Source organism: Alteromonas alvinellae (assembly GCF_902705805.1).
Window position 1 is genome coordinate 1 of record NZ_CACSIH010000225.1, and the last position, 17,934, is coordinate 17,934.

Here is a 17,934-nt window from a genome sequence, read left to right on the forward strand (position 1 = left end):
AAAATAGAGGTCGATTTAATGACGCTTACATTGAGGCAGATCCTCTTTTTGATCAAAAGGTTATCACGCTCTTCCGAGTTGTGAAGCATGATGATATGGAACGGGCCTTTAACTCAATCGCCGAATCCCTCTATCAGCAGTTCCGTCCTGAGGAGAGCGATAATGGCTGAGATAAAATCTCTCTTAGATGAATACGGAGTCATCTTCGATGCGCAAAAAGTCCTCCCGGACGAAAAGCACCGTCTCAAATTTTTAGAGGCACTGGCAGAGTTAGAAGACAACGAGTGTCACAAAAGAAGGGAGTTTCCAGTTACCCGTTTACATAAAGTTACTGGAATTAAGCAGTCTATTTATAGGGCTGACGTGGATAAAATTTCAGGTTGGAGAGTCCACCTACAGTACTCTAGCGATGGCGTTCTTCACCTCAAAGACTTAATTCCTGGTTCAAAACACAATAATGTTATTGAGGTAATTAAATCTAAGAAAGGCAGGTACAAGTAAATACACAGCGACGCCTTTTCCGTTGCGGCATCGCCTATACTGAAAAGCCGCACGCGCTACTGGCGTTATAAGCTAGGAGAGAACTATGCCTGTAATTACACCATCTGATTTGGACTTAATTTGGCTTAGGCGTCTAATTGAAAAGCTAGGTGTAAGTGAAGAACTGAGTAACAAGTGTTTAAGGTTTCAAGATGCTTTTTCTCATCTTGTAGAAACGATTTAGGTCTATTTATCTAAATCGTTTCTGTCCATCTTCGTTTCAGCCTGATCGGGCTGAAACATTTTTGCCCCATTGTTTGCTAGTGTAAATCTCCCACCTAATTAGTTACATACATAATAAGGGGAGGTTTACATTCATACCGTGATTAAATTTTTAGGATTATGAATTAGTCACCAGCAAGGACCCTCTCACACTCAAGAACAACATACTCGGGAACATTATCAAATTTATGCGGATTCAATTGCATGACATATTCGTTCTCAATATGGAAGGTTTCATTAACAAATTTTTGTAGTACGCCATCTTCCTTACCTTTAGGAATATGCATTGCTTTGTAAACTCTGAATGTCACGCGTATGTACAGCCGTTGCGGGCGCTCCACGCTCTACTATCGCGTCAGTCAGTGCTCGCAGATCTTCATGGGTGATCTCGGTCAGCTTCTGATTGCCAAATTTGCCCTCTAACTCTCGGGCGTAGACTGAGCGACGCATATCCCGGGTAGAGTCGGCCATCTGATAACCACGCAGCCATTTCTGAGCCCAGGCACCAAAGGTTTCAGCATCTTTCGTTCTCGCCTTCGCACGGGCTTTCTCTTTGGCCGGTGACTTTCCATCAGTAACCATTCTCTTCGCTTCATTGAGACGCTCACGCGCTTCTGCTAACGTGATGCCTCCTACTCCGTAGCGACCAAAGGTAATGGTTTCTTGTCTGCCATTGATCGAGTAGTTGTAGCGAAATGAGATAGAACCCGCAGTGGTCACAGCAACATAGAGGCCATCACGGTCATTGACTTTGTATAGTTTATCTTTGGGTTTGAGATTGCGTAGCTTGGTATCAGTCAGCATGTTTCGACCTATTATTCTTGTTTGATACCATGCTGAAAAACCTCTAAAAAACTAGATATTAATCATTACAAAACAGATAGATATAAAAATTCAATACCATGCCCCATCAAAAACACTCAGCATGGTATCGGGCGTAATCCATGGCATTACCGATGAATCATACCCATCAAAATACCACGGTCAAACCGTGCTTGGCGTTGCCAGACATTGCCAAAAATGACTAAGTCAAAAACAAAAAAAGTCCGCAATTACGCGGACTTAGGTATGATTTAGTGCCTGTTAATGCCAGACCTTTCTTAAAGGAGGATTATTCCCACTCAATTGTAGCAGGTGGCTTACCAGAAATGTCGTAAACCACACGGCTAATGCCATCGATTTCATTGATAATGCGATTCGACACTTTACCTAGAAAGTCGTAGGGTAAGTGAGCCCAGTGAGCCGTCATAAAGTCGATAGTCTCTACTGCGCGAAGGCTTACCACCCAGTCGTATTTACGCGCATCACCCATTACGCCTACTGAGCGCACTGGGAGGAATACGGTAAACGCTTGGCTTACTTTTTGGTATAGATCAGCTGCATATAGCTCTTCAATGAAGATAGCGTCAGCGCGACGCAGTAAGTCGCAATATTCTTTCTTAATTTCACCAAGTACACGAACACCTAGACCCGGACCAGGGAACGGGTGACGGTAAAGCATGTCGTACGGTAAACCTAGCTCAAGGCCGATTTTGCGTACTTCGTCTTTAAAGAGTTCACGCAGTGGCTCAACAAGGCCTAGCTCCATATCTTCTGGAAGGCCGCCCACGTTGTGGTGCGATTTGATTACGTGCGCTTTACCGGTTGCAGAACCTGCAGACTCGATAACGTCTGGGTAAATGGTGCCTTGCGCTAACCACTTCGCGTTTTCACGCTTACCCGCTTCTTCGTCAAATACACGAACGAACTCATTACCAATAGCTTTACGTTTAAGCTCAGGATCTTCAATGCCTTTTAGGCGATCAAGGAAACGCTCTTCAGCGTCTACACGGATAATGTTTAAACCGAAATGGTCACCAAACATTTCCATTACCTGATCAGCTTCATTTAAGCGAAGCAGGCCATTGTCTACAAACACACAAGTAAGTTTGTCACCTATCGCGCGGTGAAGCAGCATAGCTGTTACTGAAGAATCTACACCGCCTGAAAGGCCAAGAATAACTTCTTCATCGCCCACTTTCTCTTTTATACGCTCAATGGCATCGTCAATAATTGCGCCAGCTGTCCAGAGCTTTTCACACTTACAGATGTCCATCACAAAGTGAGTTAATAGACGCATGCCTTGGCGAGTGTGAGTCACTTCAGGGTGGAACTGCACGCCATAGAATTGCTTCTCTGCGTTATACATTGCAGCATGTGGGCATGAAGCGGTTTGCGCGATGGTTTCAAAACCTTCGGGAATAGCTGCTACTTTATCGCCGTGGCTCATCCATACATCAAGCAGCGCCGCGCCGTTATCGCCTATGGCATCTTCAATTTTATCCAGCAGCGGGCTTGGCTTAATCACTTCTACTTGCGCATAACCAAATTCACGCTTGTCTGAACCCAGTACGCCACCACCTAGCTGTTGTGCCATGGTTTGCATGCCATAGCACACGCCTAGCACTGGCACGCCAGCTTCAAATACGTACTCGGGCGCGCGTGGCGAGCCTTCTTCGGTTACTGACTCTGGGCCACCTGACAGAATAATCCCTTGTGGATTAAATTCGCGGATTTGCTCTTCGGTCACATCCCAAGCCCAAAGCTCACAGTAAACGCCTATTTCGCGAACACGACGTGCTATCAACTGCGTGTATTGCGAGCCAAAATCCAAAATAAGTATGCGTTGGTCGTGGATATTTGTGGTCATGTTTTATTTTTACCCGTTAAATAAAAGAACAAAGGCTGGTGTAGTACCAGCCTCGCAGTCGTCGGTCGCCTTAACCTAAACGGTAGTTTGGCGCTTCTTTGGTAATGCTTACATCGTGAACATGGCTCTCGCCCATTCCGGCTGAAGTTACGCGCACAAATTGTGCCTTGGTATTGAGCTCTTCAATCGTTGCGCAGCCCGTTAAGCCCATGGCTGAGCGCAAGCCGCCCATTTGCTGATGGATAATATTAGCAATTGGACCTTTGTACGCTACGCGGCCTTCAATACCTTCTGGTACCAATTTCTCAGCGTTATCAGAATCTTGGAAGTAACGGTCTGACGAACCGTGGCTTTGATCCATAGCGCCTAGTGAACCCATACCGCGATATGACTTGTAATAACGGCCTTGGAAAAGTTCTACTTCCCCTGGCGCTTCTTCAGTACCTGCTAGCATGCTGCCAACCATTACGCAGCTTGCGCCAGCAGCCAACGCCTTAGCAATGTCACCCGAAAAACGAATACCGCCGTCAGCGATAACTGGAATGTCAGTATCTTTCAGCGCTTCTACTGCATCTGATACCGCAGTAATTTGAGGCACACCGCATCCGGTTACGATACGAGTAGTACAAATTGAACCAGGGCCAATACCCACTTTAACAGCATCTACGCCGGCTTCGGCAAGTGCTTTCGCGCCATCGCCCGTTGCAACGTTACCCGCAATAATTTGTACATCGGGATAATCAGCACGTACTTTCTTAACACGGTCAATAACGCCTTGTGAGTGACCGTGAGAGGTATCGATAAGTAGAACGTCAACGCCTGCATCTACAAGTAGTGCAATACGTTCGTCAGTACCTGGGCCAACGCTTACCGCAGCACCAACACGTAGGCGACCAAGCGAGTCTTTACATGCGTTAGGCTTGTTTTCTGCTTTCTGGAAGTCTTTAACAGTAATAAGGCCTGTAAGCTTAAACGCGTCGTCGACAACAAGAATTTTTTCAATGCGGTGTTCGTGCATAAGGTCTAACACCACATCAGAGCTTGCACCTTCTTTAACGGTAACCAGATCATCCTTACCGGTCATTACGTTTCTAATAGGCAAATTCAAACGCTTTTCAAAGCGAAGATCGCGGCCTGTCACAATACCAATTAGGTTATTATCTTTGTCAGTCACCGGGAAGCCAGAGTAACCAAGACGCTTAGAAAGCGCGATAACTTCACCAATGGTCGCATTCTCTTCAACCGTTACCGGGTCAGATACCACACCACTTTCGTATTTCTTAACTTCACGTACGTGTTTGGCTTGCTCTTCGGGCTTCATGTTTTTATGAATGAAACCAATACCACCCTCTTGGGCTAGCGCAATAGCTAGACGGGCTTCAGAAACCGTGTCCATGGCAGCAGACACCATTGGAATATTTAACGTTACGCCACGCGTAAGGCGTGTTTGTAAGTTGGCTGTGTGAGGGAGGACGGTCGAGTGGCCGGGAACCAGCAACACATCGTCGAACGTCAGGGCTTCTTGGATGATACGTAGCATGCAACAACACCTATTCAGTTGAGGGTTAATTGCGGCGCAATTGTAGTGTTTTTTAGTTTTCAGGTAAACTCTAAATGTATTAAACCCAGTGATTTTTTTTATGTTTACAAATTCGCCATCTACGTCTCGACAAATTTTAACAGTTACCAAGCTAAATCGCTTAGCCAGAACCGTACTGGAAGGCGAAATTGGCCTTATTTGGCTATCGGCTGAAATATCAAACTTTGTGGCAGCCGCATCAGGGCATTGGTATTTCACGCTGAAGGACAACAAAGCCCAAGTTCGCGCGGCCATGTTCAAGGGATCAAACCGCAATGTTCGCATTCGCCCTAAAGAAGGCGACAAAATTTTAGTGCGAGCGTCGGTTGGCCTTTACGAAGCACGCGGCGACTATCAACTGGTTGTCGAACACATGGAAAGCGATGGCGAAGGTGCGCTTAAGCAAGCGTTCGAAGCCCTAAAGTTCAAACTCAACAATGAAGGCTTGTTCGATACTGCTAACAAGCGAGCGCTACCTGAACGTATTAATCGCATCGGCGTAATAACTTCATCAAGCGGTGCAGCGCTTCACGATGTATTAAGTGTATTAAAACGACGCAGCCCACAAACCGAAATCATTGTTTATCCGTCGATGGTTCAGGGTGAAACCGCACCTTTACAGTTAATTAATGCGTTGAGAACGGCTAACCGCCGCGCAGAAGTGGATGTGCTGTTACTTACGCGAGGCGGCGGTTCATTAGAAGACTTGTGGTGTTTTAATGATGAAAGCTTGGCAAGAGAAGTCGCTGCAAGTGCCCTTCCCATAGTTAGCGCCGTAGGCCATGAGGTAGACTTCACCATTAGTGACTTCGTCGCCGATGTTCGCGCCCCTACCCCATCTGCTGCTGCCGAAATCTTAAGTCAGGATTCTGCCGCTCTTTACCAAACGCTAAGTCAGCAAAAACAGCGCTTAGCAAGGGCAATACATCAGTACCTTCAAACGAGTAAACAACAGCTTGTTTTAAAGAAACAACGGCTAAATGCGTTGCATCCACAAAGCCGCATCCAATCGCAGTGGCAAACGTTAGACAGACTACAACTTCGTTTAGCGCATAAGATGCAAAACGACTTGGCAAAAGCAGAGAAGCGATTACAAGGTCTTGATTACAGGCTAAACAAACAATCGCCATCAGCAAACGTGGCGCGTGCAAAAGACAAACTGAATTACGCTAGCACCAAGCTCTTATCAAGCATGAATACACTCATTAGAAGCAAAAAAAATGAACTTGGTGGTAAAGTTAGCCTCTTACAATCCGTAAGTCCTCTTTCAACGCTCGCCCGTGGTTACAGCATTACTTTGTCCGACAAAGCAGCCATTAATAGCGTGAATAAAGTAAATGTAGGTGATGAGATAAAATCTCGGGTGACTGACGGAGAAATAACCAGTACAGTGACACACATTCAACGGCAATAGGTAGCCTTAAGTATTATGCCCGTTCATGTAAACGCGTTTTCCTTTTCCAGTATTTACCAGCGGGCCTGTGCATTTTGGAGCCTAAAGTCACAGCGGTTCGCTGTATCAAAAATTTTGACACCTTTGTGCGTTTTTGTACTATTACTAGTGCCTGACTTCACCTTTGCTTCTATGGTCAATCAACCTGTCTCTGTTTTTTCAACCTACCCAAGCGAGACGTTACTCAGGGCTTGTGGAGCCCAGCGAGCATTAAGCGAAGCTAATTCTTCTCAATCCACTAATTTGTGTTTTGAAGATGCTATTTCGCCCGACAGCTTTATTAAACTCCTAAGCGAATCAGGAGAATTCAGTCATTTGTTTCCTTATGGCGAAGGAAACGACTACGAACTATTGATTGCTAACGTTGGCGCAGCGCCTGGCATGCATCGACAGCACGCAAAACAATTTGCAGAATTCACTCTACAATGGCGAGGGATAGAAATTGACTCATCTTCATTTGATGCCAGTGCTCTAGAAAACACAGATGTGAAAACGGAAACCGCTTTAGCCGAGGAAGAAGCGCAATCGTTGATTGCCCGCTGGATTCAACATGCCAAAAACTCTGGATTATTTACCAGCCAGTTTTTGTTCGATGCGCTAGAAGCTAGCGACTATAAGGGTGGATTACAGGTACCAAACGCCATTGGCGACTTCACTAAATTAGATACTCAGTTATATCCAGACCCGTTTAACGGCGCAATTACTCGCTATATACACCCTGAGTTTGAAGATGCGCTCGTTGATGTCACCGTATATCCCTTTTTAGATCAGCTTTCTTCAGATGAAAACGAGCTACTTCCTAAGCAACTAGAAAGTGATCTGCAAAGAGCTAGTGCTACAGCCGATTTACAGCAGTTAACTTTGTCTCAAATCAGTCCAGCCTCACGCTACGAGGTTAACAGCGCATTAAGAGGATGGAGATTGGGGCTGAGCGCGACATCTGAAACATCACCAACAATTTACGCGACAACCTATGTCTTTAAGCTACAAGATAAAATCGTAAAAGTGTCTACGACTTTTCCTCCTGACTTTTCAGACAACATTGTCAATCAATTGATTGTTAACGTAGAAGTTCCGCAAGAGTCTGAAATGATGAAAAAGGTTCGCTCTCTGCTTTTGGAAAGAGCGCGTTAAGCTTTTTTCGCAGAACGTCGTTTAACTAGCGGCAAACTCAACGTTGGCTTTTCTTCTGTTTTGGCGGTGAGAATATATACTTTTTGCTGCTCTTTTGGTTTATACCTATCAAACCAGTTATACATTTGATTTTTTTGAAGTGGTGAGGCGACTTTAACCAATTTTTCTACTGACACTTTATCTCCCAAAACACTGCTGGCTGCCTGCTAAACAGTTAGTGTCTGCAAAAACAGCTCCAAATTTCACATTCGTGGTAACCTCCCGAATTCAAAGGTACGTACCTATAAATGACTGAATATGTGAACTAAGAGAAAGTGGGAATAGCAGGAAAAGAATACAACCTAAGTGTAATAATGACCTAGCAGATTAAATCAAGAAAACCGTAGAGTTGAATACGACTGGCAAAATGCAATTCACGCTACAGCGAGTCTAATTGGGGATTTCATCATGCCACAATAGTGGGGAAATTGAGTAGTGTAAAAGCATGGACGCTATCGCCACTTGGTCAGAAATAGCGCCCTATCCTTAAAAAGGCTACTTTTTATCTTTGTAGTAAGACATCATACGGCGACGCTTGCGCTGCTGCGCTAAGGTTAAATTAGCCTTTTTACCTTCAAACGGGTTGTTGCCTTCTCTGAACTCTATTTTGATAGGCGTACCCATAATTTCTAGCGCTTTTCTGAAATAATTCATCAAGAAACGTTTGTACGAGCTTGGTAAGTCATCCACTTGGTTACCGTGAATAACGATAACCGGTGGGTTATAACCGCCTGCGTGGGCATATTTCATTTTCACTCGACGACCGCGTACAAGTGGCGGCTGATGGTCATCCTGCGCCATTTCCATAATTTGTGTGAGCAGAGCAGTATTAATACGCTTAGTCGCACTCATATACGCTTCTTGCACAGACTCAAATAGGTTGCCCACACCAGAGCCATGAAGCGCGGATATAAAGTGAATTCTTGCGAAATCTATGAAGCCTAGACGGCGGTCCATCTCTCGCTTGATATCATCCTTAACATCTGTACTCAACCCATCCCATTTGTTTACGGCCACAACCAAAGAGCGCCCTGAATTGAGGACAAACCCGAGTAAACTCAAGTCTTGATCGGTAATGCCTTCTCTGGCATCAATAACCAATAGTACTACGTTAGCTTCTTCAATGGCCTGAAGGGTTTTAACAATAGAAAACTTCTCTACCGCTTCACTGATCTTTCTGCGTTTTCTTACACCCGCGGTATCAATTAGGATATATTCTCGCTCATCCCTTTCCATTGGAATGTACACGCTGTCTCGGGTGGTGCCAGGCATGTCGAATACCACCACGCGCTCTTCACCAAGAATGCGGTTCGTTAGTGTCGACTTACCTACATTGGGTTTACCTACGATAGCAAGTTTGATAGGCAGCGCTTGTAAGCGCTGACGCTGTGTTTCAGCATCCTCTTCTTCCTCAGGTTCCTCGTCGACAATCTCCATGTCAGGAAAGTCAGTTTCCAGCGGTTTTAGGGCATCTTGTAACAACTGACTAACGCCGCGACCATGGGCCGCTGCAATTTGCTTTATTTCACCTAAACCTAACGAGTAGAATTCTGCGCTTTCGCTATCGCCATCAATGCCGTCAACTTTGTTCGCAACCACAAATACTTTTTTGTTTATGCGTCTTAAGTGATCAGCAATTCCCTGATCAGCCGGCAACATACCTGCTCTAGCGTCAACCAGAAATAAAACGACATCAGCCTCTTCAATCGCCAACAAAGACTGCTGTGCCATTTCAGCATCAATACCCTCTTCATCACCTGTAATACCGCCGGTATCAACAACAATAAACTGGCGCTTTTCAAACTTCGCTTGGCCGTATTTACGGTCGCGAGTTAACCCTGGGTAGTCTGCAACTAGTGCATCTCGGGTATTGGTAAGGCGATTAAACAAGGTTGATTTGCCAACATTAGGGCGGCCAACCAAAGCAACAACGGGTAACATTTATCAGATCCTAGGGGTCATGAAAGCGAAAAAAGCACAAGCCACATACACCATGTACTACAAATTACGTCTGGAATATTCTTTCTCTAACGATAGGTGATTAGTTATGAGGCTCTTGAGAATAGGCGCATTATACCTTGTTCACTACCTAATACCAATGAGTTCAGTTCGACGAAGAATGAACACTCTTCGTTGCGATGTTATGCCCAGCGATAAGTGAAACAAGTTATAAAAAAGGCGTTACAAATTCTACTTGTAACGCCTTTTGGAAATTGAAATGTCGCTATACCACTAATTCGGTATACGTACTGACACTATTTCGCCATTTCTGGTCACTGCAATGACATTACCGTCAACGTTAACTGGTGCTGCAAAAATAGCATCATCTTCATCATCGCCACCTACGTCTAACCGAGCAACGACTTTTCCAGATTCTTGCTCAATCCAGTGTAAAAAGCCCCAGTTATCGCCCACAACAACGTACTCTCCCACCGGGGTAGCAGCTGTTAGCGAACGTTTTTTAAGTAAACCTTGAGACCACAATTCTACGCCGTTACGTCTATCAAGGGCATATATGTTAGAGTTGTTGTCTACGACAAAAATTTTGTTTCCATCGATATTCAGATTGCGAAACGATGCGTATTCACGTTTCCAAATAACGCGACCTGAACGAAGCTCTACTGCTGCCAAGGTGCCATTATATGAGACTGTATAAATCGTACCGCCATAAAGCACCGGCGTAGTATCGATATCAACAATACGTTCTAGCTCTGTTGCACCAGAAGGCGTTGCAATTACTGTTTCCCATGCAAGTACGCCGGTTTCGATAAGGTTTACTTGAATCTTACCTGTCGGGGTACCCACGATAGCGCCACCATTAGACGCAATTGGGCCAGAGATGCCGCGTAGTGTTAGCGGGGGCGTGTCACCCTCGTGTCGCCACATTTGCTCTCCGGTACGGGTATTAAAACCAAACAAGCTGCCTGCACCGGTATTAACAACAAGAATACCTTCATCTGCAGCCGGCGCAGCTAAAATTTCTCCCGGTACCGTCGCTTCCCACACAAGCTCGCCGGTTTCAGCGTCCATTGCAGCAACGTACCCGTTTTCTGTACCAATAAATACGTGTCTATCTGCAACAGAAATACCGCCAATACGCGCGGTTTCACCACTACGCCAAAGTTTAGTTACCGAACTTAACATGCCTTCTGAACGAAACTGTGCGAAATCTTTTTCCCACAATACTTTTCCTGTTTCCGGCTCCATCGCGACAACCACACCGTGGCGGTCGGCGGCGAAAAGCTTGTTGTAAGCATACACAGGACGAAGGCGAGAGAAGTAGCGGTCAACGCCATCACCAATATCACGGTCCCATACCAATTCAGGCGTAAACTTAGCCTCAATAGGCTTTAAACGACGAATTTCTAATTCCTCGTCATCTGCAAACCAGTCTGAAATAGTAGAGCAGCCAGACATTGTGATAGACACTGCCAGTGCTATACCTATCGTGCGAGCGAATCGACCTTTACGGCCACACGTGTTGTGAAACAAATTGCGTACCTCTTTATTATTTATACCAGCCCTAAGGCTTTCGCTTATTGCGCAGCAGATACCGACAGGTTATCTAGCTTCATTTGTAAAAGCGGATTGTTGGCATTTTTTTCTAACGCATTTGAATAAGCCAAGCGAGCATCATCAAACTTGCCTTGTTTTTGATAAACATCGCCTTTTAATTCAGAAACTTCTGCTGAAAATGCGTCATTTGTTACATTGCTAAGCGTAGACAACGCCGCGTCCAGCTGGTTCATTTCAATTTGCACACGCGATAAACGAAGTGACGCAAGCACTTTCAATTCATCATTTTCGGCAAAAGTTACAACGCTATTTAGGTGAGAAGCTGCAGCATCTAAATCACCGGCATCTACCGCTTGCTTAGCAGCAAGAAGGCTGGCAATGCTTGCGTAGCCGCTGTCTTTATTCTCTTCTATGAAGGCCTTAACCTTGGCTACACTATCTTCTGTACCAAATGTTTCAACAGCATTTTGGTACGCTACCGATGCTGCTTCTTTATTTTCAATCTGCGCTTCGGAATACGCTCTCCAGCCCCACAGGCCACCTAGACCAAGCGCTGCACCGACAATAATTGCAGTACCGTGCTCTTTCCAAAAACGTTTAATCGCTTCTACTTGTTGTTCTTCTGTTGCGAACTGTTCCATGATGTCCTCTTTTTATTTTGCGCTCAGCATCTCTGCAACCTTATCAGATAAGGTATCGAAGCTGACTGTAACTTGTTCTTGACCATCGCGCAGTGGTTTAACACCTACTTCGCGAGACTGCATTTCGTCATTGCCTAAAAGCAGCGCTAAACGTGCGCCTGTTTTATCAGCACGCTTTAATTGTTTTTTAAAGTTGCCGCCGCCACAGTGCATCATTATGCGTGTATTAGAAAGCGTATTTCGAAGATGCTCTGCTACCTCAATAGCGTATGACTGTGCCTCTTCGCCCATCGCCGTTACGTAAACGTCTGCGAAACTTGAGTCCTGACCTTCTTCGGTTAACGTGGTTAGCAACAGTACCAAACGTTCAATGCCCATAGCGAAGCCAACCGCAGGCGTAGCTTTACCGCCCAGTTGCTCTACCAAGCCATCGTAACGGCCTCCAGCACACACTGTACCTTGAGCTCCCAGGCTATCTGTCACCCACTCAAACACCGTACGGTTGTAGTAATCTAATCCGCGCACTAGTCGAGGATTTATTTCAAACTCGATGCCTGCTTGCGTTAAGCGCGAACACAAGGTTTCAAAGTGTACTTTAGATTCTTCATCAAGATGATCGATTAGGGCTGGCGCATCGGCAATCGCAGCTTGGACATCAGGGTTCTTTGAATCAAGTACCCTAAGTGGATTCGTTTCAAGTCGACGTAGTGAATCTTCGTCTAGCTGATCTGCGCGCTGTTTTAAGAATTCAACCAGCGTATCGCGATATGCAGCACGCGCTTCATTTGAACCTAACGTATTTATTTGAAGTTTTACGTGTTGCTCAATACCAAAAGCTTTCCAAAAGCGTGCACTAAGAAGAATAACTTCTAAGTCGATGTCAGGACCGTCCATACCGTAGGTCTCTACACCGAACTGATGGAACTGGCGATAACGCCCTTTTTGTGGACGTTCATGACGGAACATTGGCCCCATGTACCACAGGCGTTGCTGCTGGTTGTACAATAAGCCGTGTTCGTTTCCTGCGCGCACGCAACTTGCCGTACCTTCTGGACGTAGCGTTAAGCTGTCGCCATTTCTATCTTCGAAGGTATACATTTCTTTTTCAACGATATCGGTAACTTCACCGATAGAACGCTTGAACAAGTCGGTGCTTTCAACGATGGGAGTACGTATTTCTTGGTAACCATAACTCGCCACAACCTGACGAAGTACAGATTCTACCTTCTGCCATGTACCGGAAACCTCCGGTAGGCAGTCATTCATGCCTCGAATTGCCTGAATAGTCTTAGCCACGTGAAATTCTCATACTGCTAAATAGTGAAAAGCCCCGCATTATAGGGGCTTTGGGAATAAACAACAATGAACAAAAAATGTCTCAGTCTTTAACCGAGACCTGAATTTTATTTTGTTCACTCATACGCGATGCTTTGGCGCGAATCTTAGCTTCAAGCTTATCCACTAGATCGTCGTTGGGAAGACGTTCTTTAACGCGCTTACCGTCTTCGTATAAGCCACTCATGTTACGTGCGCCAGTGAGGCCCAAATCAGACACTTCTGCTTCGCCTGGGCCGTTAACCACGCAACCGATGATAGAGACATCCATTGGCGTAAGAATATCTTCCAATCGCTGCTCAAGAGCATTCACCGTGCCGATTACATCGAATTCTTGTCGTGAACAACTCGGGCAAGCAATAAAGTTTATACCGCGCGAGCGAATACGCAGTGACTTCAAGATATCAAAACCTACTTTAATTTCTTCTACTGGGTCGGCCGCTAGTGAAACACGAAGCGTATCGCCTATACCTTCAGCCAGAAGCATACCAAGACCCACTGCACTTTTGACAGCACCAGCACGTTGGCCACCTGCTTCAGTAATACCAAGGTGAAGCGGCTGGTCGATTTCTTTTGCAAGCAAGCGGTATGCACCAACTGCAAGAAAAACATCAGATGCTTTAACACTAACTTTAAACTGGTCGAAATTAAGCTTGTCGAGAATGTCTACATGGCGCATTGCGGATTCAACCAGCGCTTCTGGCGTTGGTTCCCCGTACTTCTCTTGTAAATCTTTTTCTAACGAGCCACCGTTTACACCAATGCGGATTGGAATATTTTTATCTTTTGCACAATCAACTACAGAGCGTACACGCTCCATGTTGCCTATATTACCTGGATTAATACGCAGGCAATCCACGCCGTATTCAGCGACCTTCAGTGCAATCCGGTAGTCAAAGTGAATGTCTGCAACGAGTGGCACACTCACTTGCTTTTTAATTTCTTTAAACGCTTCAGCCGCTTCCATTGTGGGAACAGAAACTCGAACGATCTCACCACCCACTGCAACAATACGGTTTATTTGGTCGACAGTCGCCGCAACATCTGTAGTGCGAGTATTTGTCATTGACTGGACGGCAATGGGCGCACCATCACCAATGGGAACGTTACCTACATTAATACGCGTAGACTTTCTGCGTTTAATAGGGCTTTCTGCAAACATCTAATTACCTATAAAGGAAGTACGAAGCGAGCTGTTTTACCATTTTGATATGAAGAGATATCAACAGCGTCACCGTTAACTGATATGCGCACATTATCCGGTGCACCGAGCGTAACTTCAACAGGAGGAACACCCTGAATTTCCATCACACGCCCTTTTTGTTTAACCCCATAGGCAATCGCTTCACCTGACGCGTCTTTAATATTCACCCAACAGTCATCGTCGAAAGTGAAAACCATAGCAATTGGCGCTGCGTCAGACTGACTATTCACATTAAGGTTGGGTTGGGGTTCGTTACTACTCGCAGAATTAACCAGAGCGGTTAGGTTATTGCTATCATTTACCTCTGTATCGGGTGCTGAGATTGCACCATCATTCAAGCTACCGTCTTGGTTAAAACCGCTATCTTGGTCGCTGAACGCATCGCTGGTTTCTGAGTTTGAACTATTGCTCGCACCCGTGTCTAGCTGATTGTTTCCAGCCGTATCCCCCTGCGACGACGAAGCGTCAGTAGTTACTTTGTCGGTATCTGTGCGCGCCGATGGGATAGGTGTGTTAGCGGCTTCTCTCTTGACGGCTTCATCTAATGGCAGGTCAGGAACAGCATCGTCACTTGGCTGTTGGTACCACCACACCACTACACCAGCAATGATGAGAAGTAAGATCACGTAAGTAACCATCATCCAACGGTCATCGTGTGTCTGTTTTGCAACACGTTTTGAAAAACTTTGTAGCTTATCAGATGAAGGTACAGATGTTTGATTATGGAAGCGTTCAAACGCTTCAATAACCTCATGAGGATTCATACCCAATTGTTTAGCATAATTTCTCACATAGCCTTTTGTAAAAGTAACCGATGAGTTAGCATCTATCACGTCACTTTCTAAATCATTGATTTGTTTAACCTTTAAAAATAATTTATCGGCAATATCTTGTTGAGACAAACCTAGCGTTTCACGGCGCGCTTTTAGCATTGCTCCTGGACTTGGCGTGTTTTCTTGTTGTTGCGAAGTAACTTCTTGATTCGCGTTTTCTTCTGACACCATTAAACCTTATTCCTCCTGCATACTCGGTGGTACTAACCAAAGCGTTTGACCAGCAATAATAGCGCCAGTATTTTCTAGGTTATTCCACTCTTGCAGTGTCGTCATTCTGATATTGTACAATAGAGAAATACGATATAAGTTTTCACCTTCTTTTACTACATGGAATTTATCACTTTGCGCAGATAATTCAGCATTTATCTTTTTATCATCAGCTCTCACTTGCGCAGTCGTAGTTTGTTCGTCGTCAGAGGCTGCGCTCTGCTCTTCTGTAATGCCTTTATCGGATGTCGTTGGTTCAGCTTCCCCGTTGCTCAATGCTTGCTGAGCTGATAATGCTTCGCTTTGTTCACTAATAGATTGTTTCGACGTCTGCTCAGAGGAAGAGGATTTGACCGTTTTAACCACCCTGCTTTGCATGCTATCACGCTTAGCTATATAGCGCTTTGTCAGCTCGCTTTCGGGAAACAGAGATACCATCATTTCACCATATCCCGTCGCCTTTTCCACATCACCTTTGCCCTTCGCTATTTCATACGCTAACCACAAAGAGTCTGGCGTAACTTTGGCAACACGCTCGTATTTTCGTAACGTAGATTCAGCCAGTTCCCATTGCTCTGAAACCGTGTAAAGTTCACTGAGTAAGAACAGGCTCTTGCCCCTGGCAGGCTGATGTTTTAATGCGTCTTGAAAATAGTCGATTGCTTCATCTAGCTTACCTTGGCTTTGCGCGCACAACGCTAAGTTTTCATATGTTTGTGCCGCGTTTGCGTAGAGACGATTATTTATAGCATCAAAGAAGTAGGCTTTGGCTTTTTCGTACTCGCCGTTTTGGCACTTAAACGCGCCATAACTATTGGCAATATCGCCATTGTCAGGCGCAAGGTCGATAGCAGTTTCATAGTACTCTTCTGCTCGAAGGTTATCTCCGACCAGCTGATAATAATACGCCATCGCGTACTGTACATCTGCAGAGCGTGGGTTGAACGCAAGCGCCTTATCAAGGTTCTTTTTAGCTTGGGTGTAATTGTTATTTTGTAGATAGGTAAGACCAAGTGACATACGTGTTTTGGCGGCTTCTTCGTGATCGAAGTTACCGCCATACAACCCTGATTGGCTATTACTGACACAGCCAGAAGTGAAAATAATCGCGCTTAAAAAACCAATTTTAAGTGAAGTTCGCAATCCCGCAACCATAGTCTTACCCTAATATCTTAATGATTATTGGGCCATTTTTACTGAAATTGCTTCGCCCTTCACCTGTTTTTTTAACATTCTTTTCGTTCTGTCTACCACATCACCCACTAATTGACCGCATGCTGCGTCGATATCATCACCTCGCGTTTTACGCACAACGGTTGTAAACCCATATTCCATAAGCACTTTTGCGAATCTATCAATACGCGAATTGCTTGAACATGTATAAGGCGAACCCGGGTAAGGGTTAAATGGTATTAAGTTTATTTTACTAGGTGTGTCTTTCAATACCTTTGCCAACTGGTGCGCTTGTTCAGTGCTGTCATTGATGTTTGAAAGCATAACGTATTCTACCGTCACACGGCCTTGGTTCGCTTTAGATTTGGCCAGATAACGACGTACGCCTGCTAAGAAGGCTTCGATATTGTACTTCTTATTGATAGGCACGATTTCGTTGCGCAACTCATCGGTGGGTGCGTGTAATGAAATAGCTAACGCTACGTCTATTTGGTCACCCAACATATCTAGCGCTGGAACCACGCCCGATGTACTTAGCGTAACGCGGCGCTTAGACAGACCGAAACCAAAATCGTCCAACATAATATCCATTGCTGGTACAACGTTTTTAAGGTTAAGCAGTGGCTCACCCATACCCATCATTACTACGTTAGTGATAGGGCGTTTGCTTGAGTCTTTTGAAAGACCAAGGAAAGTAGCTACACGCCATACCTGACCAATAATTTCACTTACACTTAGATTACGATTGAACCCCTGCTGCGCCGTTGAACAGAAAGTACACTCTAGCGCGCAACCTACCTGTGATGACACGCAAAGCGTTGCACGGTCAGTTTCTGGGATCCAAACAGATTCAACTTCCTGACCACCTTCAAGGGTAAGTGCAAACTTAATCGTGCCGTCGCTCGCTTCTTGAAAGTATGCAATTTCAGGCGCTTTAATTTCGCAATTTTCAATGAGCATCGCGCGAAGGTTTTTATTGAGGTTACTCATTTCCTCGAAATCGCTGATACCGTGCTGGTAAATCCATTTCATCACCTGATCGGCACGAAACGGTTTCTCGCCCATTTCTTTGAAGAAATTGCGCAAGCCTTCGCGATTTAAGTTTAATAAGTTAGTTTTTGCCATGAATAAGATGACCCTTTTACCTTCGAGGGATGCCCCTCTTACTACTGAATACGGTGTAAAAACCAGCAATTCGACTATGTCTTGAGCGACATTTAAGAAAAAGAAAAACGCTGATTAAAATTTGCGCGGATTTTACCACAGATGAGATTTGAGAAAAAGCCGATTTAACGCAGAGAAACGTTAAGTTTGGCGATGCGCGAGAAGCGTGGTTTAGCTTGCCTAAATGAGCGCCGAGCAAAGC

General features: G+C 45.1%; 16 protein-coding genes. 4 read left to right on the forward strand and 12 right to left on the reverse strand.

What is annotated here, in order from left to right; all coding sequences use genetic code 11:
- Window positions 1-162: 162 nt before the first annotated feature.
- Entirely contained in the window at window positions 163-501 is a 339-nt protein-coding gene (locus ACX5KA_RS17600; protein WP_222770667.1) for a hypothetical protein, read from the forward strand.
- An 85-nt stretch (window positions 502-586) separates the two neighbouring features.
- Window positions 587-724 (forward strand): hypothetical protein, encoded by a 138-nt coding sequence (locus tag ACX5KA_RS17605; protein WP_458731768.1) that lies wholly within the window; start codon window positions 587-589, stop codon window positions 722-724.
- 311 nt (window positions 725-1,035) lie between these two features.
- On the opposite strand, the gene ACX5KA_RS17610 is transcribed toward ACX5KA_RS17605, so the two are convergent.
- The 3 genes from ACX5KA_RS17610 to guaB form a co-directional block, all read right to left on the reverse strand.
- Window positions 1,036-1,566, reverse strand: a complete 531-nt coding sequence (locus ACX5KA_RS17610) for a tyrosine-type recombinase/integrase (protein WP_458731769.1) — start codon at window positions 1,564-1,566, stop codon at window positions 1,036-1,038.
- 307 nt (window positions 1,567-1,873) lie between these two features.
- Entirely contained in the window at window positions 1,874-3,451 is a 1,578-nt protein-coding gene (gene guaA, locus ACX5KA_RS17615) for a glutamine-hydrolyzing GMP synthase (protein ID WP_014950157.1), read from the reverse strand.
- A gap of 70 nt (window positions 3,452-3,521) precedes the next feature.
- The gene (gene guaB, locus ACX5KA_RS17620) at window positions 3,522-4,991 is read right to left on the reverse strand and encodes an IMP dehydrogenase (protein ID WP_039218114.1); all 1,470 of its coding nucleotides are present in this window, start codon (window positions 4,989-4,991) and stop codon (window positions 3,522-3,524) included.
- 100 nt (window positions 4,992-5,091) lie between these two features.
- Here guaB and xseA point away from each other — a divergent pair, with 100 nt between their 5' ends.
- Complete coding sequence (xseA, locus tag ACX5KA_RS17625) at window positions 5,092-6,444, forward strand: exodeoxyribonuclease VII large subunit (protein ID WP_039218116.1); 1,353 nt, start codon at window positions 5,092-5,094, stop codon at window positions 6,442-6,444.
- A 147-nt stretch (window positions 6,445-6,591) separates the two neighbouring features.
- The gene (locus ACX5KA_RS17630) at window positions 6,592-7,617 is read left to right on the forward strand and encodes a hypothetical protein (protein ID WP_240485735.1); all 1,026 of its coding nucleotides are present in this window, start codon (window positions 6,592-6,594) and stop codon (window positions 7,615-7,617) included.
- On the opposite strand, the gene ACX5KA_RS17635 is transcribed toward ACX5KA_RS17630, so the two are convergent.
- The 9 genes from ACX5KA_RS17635 to ACX5KA_RS17675 all read right to left on the reverse strand — a co-directional run bounded on the left by ACX5KA_RS17635 (window position 7,614) and on the right by ACX5KA_RS17675 (window position 17,693).
- The gene (locus ACX5KA_RS17635; protein WP_039218122.1) at window positions 7,614-7,793 is read right to left on the reverse strand and encodes a hypothetical protein; all 180 of its coding nucleotides are present in this window, start codon (window positions 7,791-7,793) and stop codon (window positions 7,614-7,616) included. The two genes, ACX5KA_RS17630 and ACX5KA_RS17635, sit on opposite strands and share 4 nt — an antisense overlap.
- A 358-nt stretch (window positions 7,794-8,151) precedes the next feature.
- Window positions 8,152-9,597 carry a ribosome biogenesis GTPase Der gene (der, locus tag ACX5KA_RS17640; RefSeq protein ID WP_039218126.1) on the reverse strand — a complete coding sequence of 482 codons (1,446 nt, stop codon included), beginning with the start codon at window positions 9,595-9,597 and terminating at the stop codon, window positions 8,152-8,154.
- A gap of 291 nt (window positions 9,598-9,888) precedes the next feature.
- Window positions 9,889-11,148 carry an outer membrane protein assembly factor BamB gene (bamB, locus tag ACX5KA_RS17645; protein WP_458731770.1) on the reverse strand — a complete coding sequence of 420 codons (1,260 nt, stop codon included), beginning with the start codon at window positions 11,146-11,148 and terminating at the stop codon, window positions 9,889-9,891.
- 44 nt (window positions 11,149-11,192) lie between these two features.
- Window positions 11,193-11,813, reverse strand: coding sequence for a YfgM family protein (locus ACX5KA_RS17650; RefSeq protein WP_458731771.1), 621 nt, complete (start codon window positions 11,811-11,813; stop codon window positions 11,193-11,195).
- A 12-nt stretch (window positions 11,814-11,825) separates the two neighbouring features.
- Window positions 11,826-13,109 (reverse strand): histidine--tRNA ligase, encoded by a 1,284-nt coding sequence (hisS, locus tag ACX5KA_RS17655; RefSeq protein WP_458731772.1) that lies wholly within the window; start codon window positions 13,107-13,109, stop codon window positions 11,826-11,828.
- An 82-nt stretch (window positions 13,110-13,191) separates the two neighbouring features.
- The gene (gene ispG, locus ACX5KA_RS17660; protein WP_039218134.1) at window positions 13,192-14,310 is read right to left on the reverse strand and encodes a flavodoxin-dependent (E)-4-hydroxy-3-methylbut-2-enyl-diphosphate synthase; all 1,119 of its coding nucleotides are present in this window, start codon (window positions 14,308-14,310) and stop codon (window positions 13,192-13,194) included.
- An 8-nt stretch (window positions 14,311-14,318) separates the two neighbouring features.
- Window positions 14,319-15,356, reverse strand: coding sequence for a RodZ domain-containing protein (locus ACX5KA_RS17665; protein ID WP_458731773.1), 1,038 nt, complete (start codon window positions 15,354-15,356; stop codon window positions 14,319-14,321).
- Between the two features lie 6 nt (window positions 15,357-15,362).
- Complete coding sequence (pilW, locus tag ACX5KA_RS17670) at window positions 15,363-16,550, reverse strand: type IV pilus biogenesis/stability protein PilW (protein WP_039218139.1); 1,188 nt, start codon at window positions 16,548-16,550, stop codon at window positions 15,363-15,365.
- 24 nt (window positions 16,551-16,574) lie between these two features.
- Window positions 16,575-17,693: a bifunctional tRNA (adenosine(37)-C2)-methyltransferase TrmG/ribosomal RNA large subunit methyltransferase RlmN gene (locus ACX5KA_RS17675; protein WP_014977032.1), complete on the reverse strand. Its 1,119-nt coding sequence runs from the start codon at window positions 17,691-17,693 to the stop codon at window positions 16,575-16,577.
- Between the last annotated feature and the right edge of the window lie 241 nt (window positions 17,694-17,934).

Excerpts from the sequence above, each read along its gene's own strand:
- der (WP_039218126.1), bottom strand. The coding sequence starts at position 9,597 with ATGTTACCCGTTGTTGCTTTGGTTGGCCGCCCTAATGTTGGCAAATCA.
- ispG (WP_039218134.1), bottom strand. The coding sequence starts at position 14,310 with ATGTTTGCAGAAAGCCCTATTAAACGCAGAAAGTCTACGCGTATTAAT.
- ACX5KA_RS17650 (WP_458731771.1), bottom strand. The coding sequence starts at position 11,813 with ATGGAACAGTTCGCAACAGAAGAACAACAAGTAGAAGCGATTAAACGT.
- guaB (WP_039218114.1), bottom strand. The coding sequence starts at position 4,991 with ATGCTACGTATCATCCAAGAAGCCCTGACGTTCGACGATGTGTTGCTG.
- ACX5KA_RS17675 (WP_014977032.1), bottom strand. The coding sequence starts at position 17,693 with ATGGCAAAAACTAACTTATTAAACTTAAATCGCGAAGGCTTGCGCAAT.
- ACX5KA_RS17665 (WP_458731773.1), bottom strand. The coding sequence starts at position 15,356 with ATGGTGTCAGAAGAAAACGCGAATCAAGAAGTTACTTCGCAACAACAA.
- ACX5KA_RS17605 (WP_458731768.1), top strand. The coding sequence starts at position 587 with ATGCCTGTAATTACACCATCTGATTTGGACTTAATTTGGCTTAGGCGT.
- ACX5KA_RS17600 (WP_222770667.1), top strand. The coding sequence starts at position 163 with ATGGCTGAGATAAAATCTCTCTTAGATGAATACGGAGTCATCTTCGAT.
- ACX5KA_RS17610 (WP_458731769.1), bottom strand. The coding sequence starts at position 1,566 with ATGCTGACTGATACCAAGCTACGCAATCTCAAACCCAAAGATAAACTA.
- pilW (WP_039218139.1), bottom strand. The coding sequence starts at position 16,550 with ATGGTTGCGGGATTGCGAACTTCACTTAAAATTGGTTTTTTAAGCGCG.
- xseA (WP_039218116.1), top strand. The coding sequence starts at position 5,092 with ATGTTTACAAATTCGCCATCTACGTCTCGACAAATTTTAACAGTTACC.
- guaA (WP_014950157.1), bottom strand. The coding sequence starts at position 3,451 with ATGACCACAAATATCCACGACCAACGCATACTTATTTTGGATTTTGGC.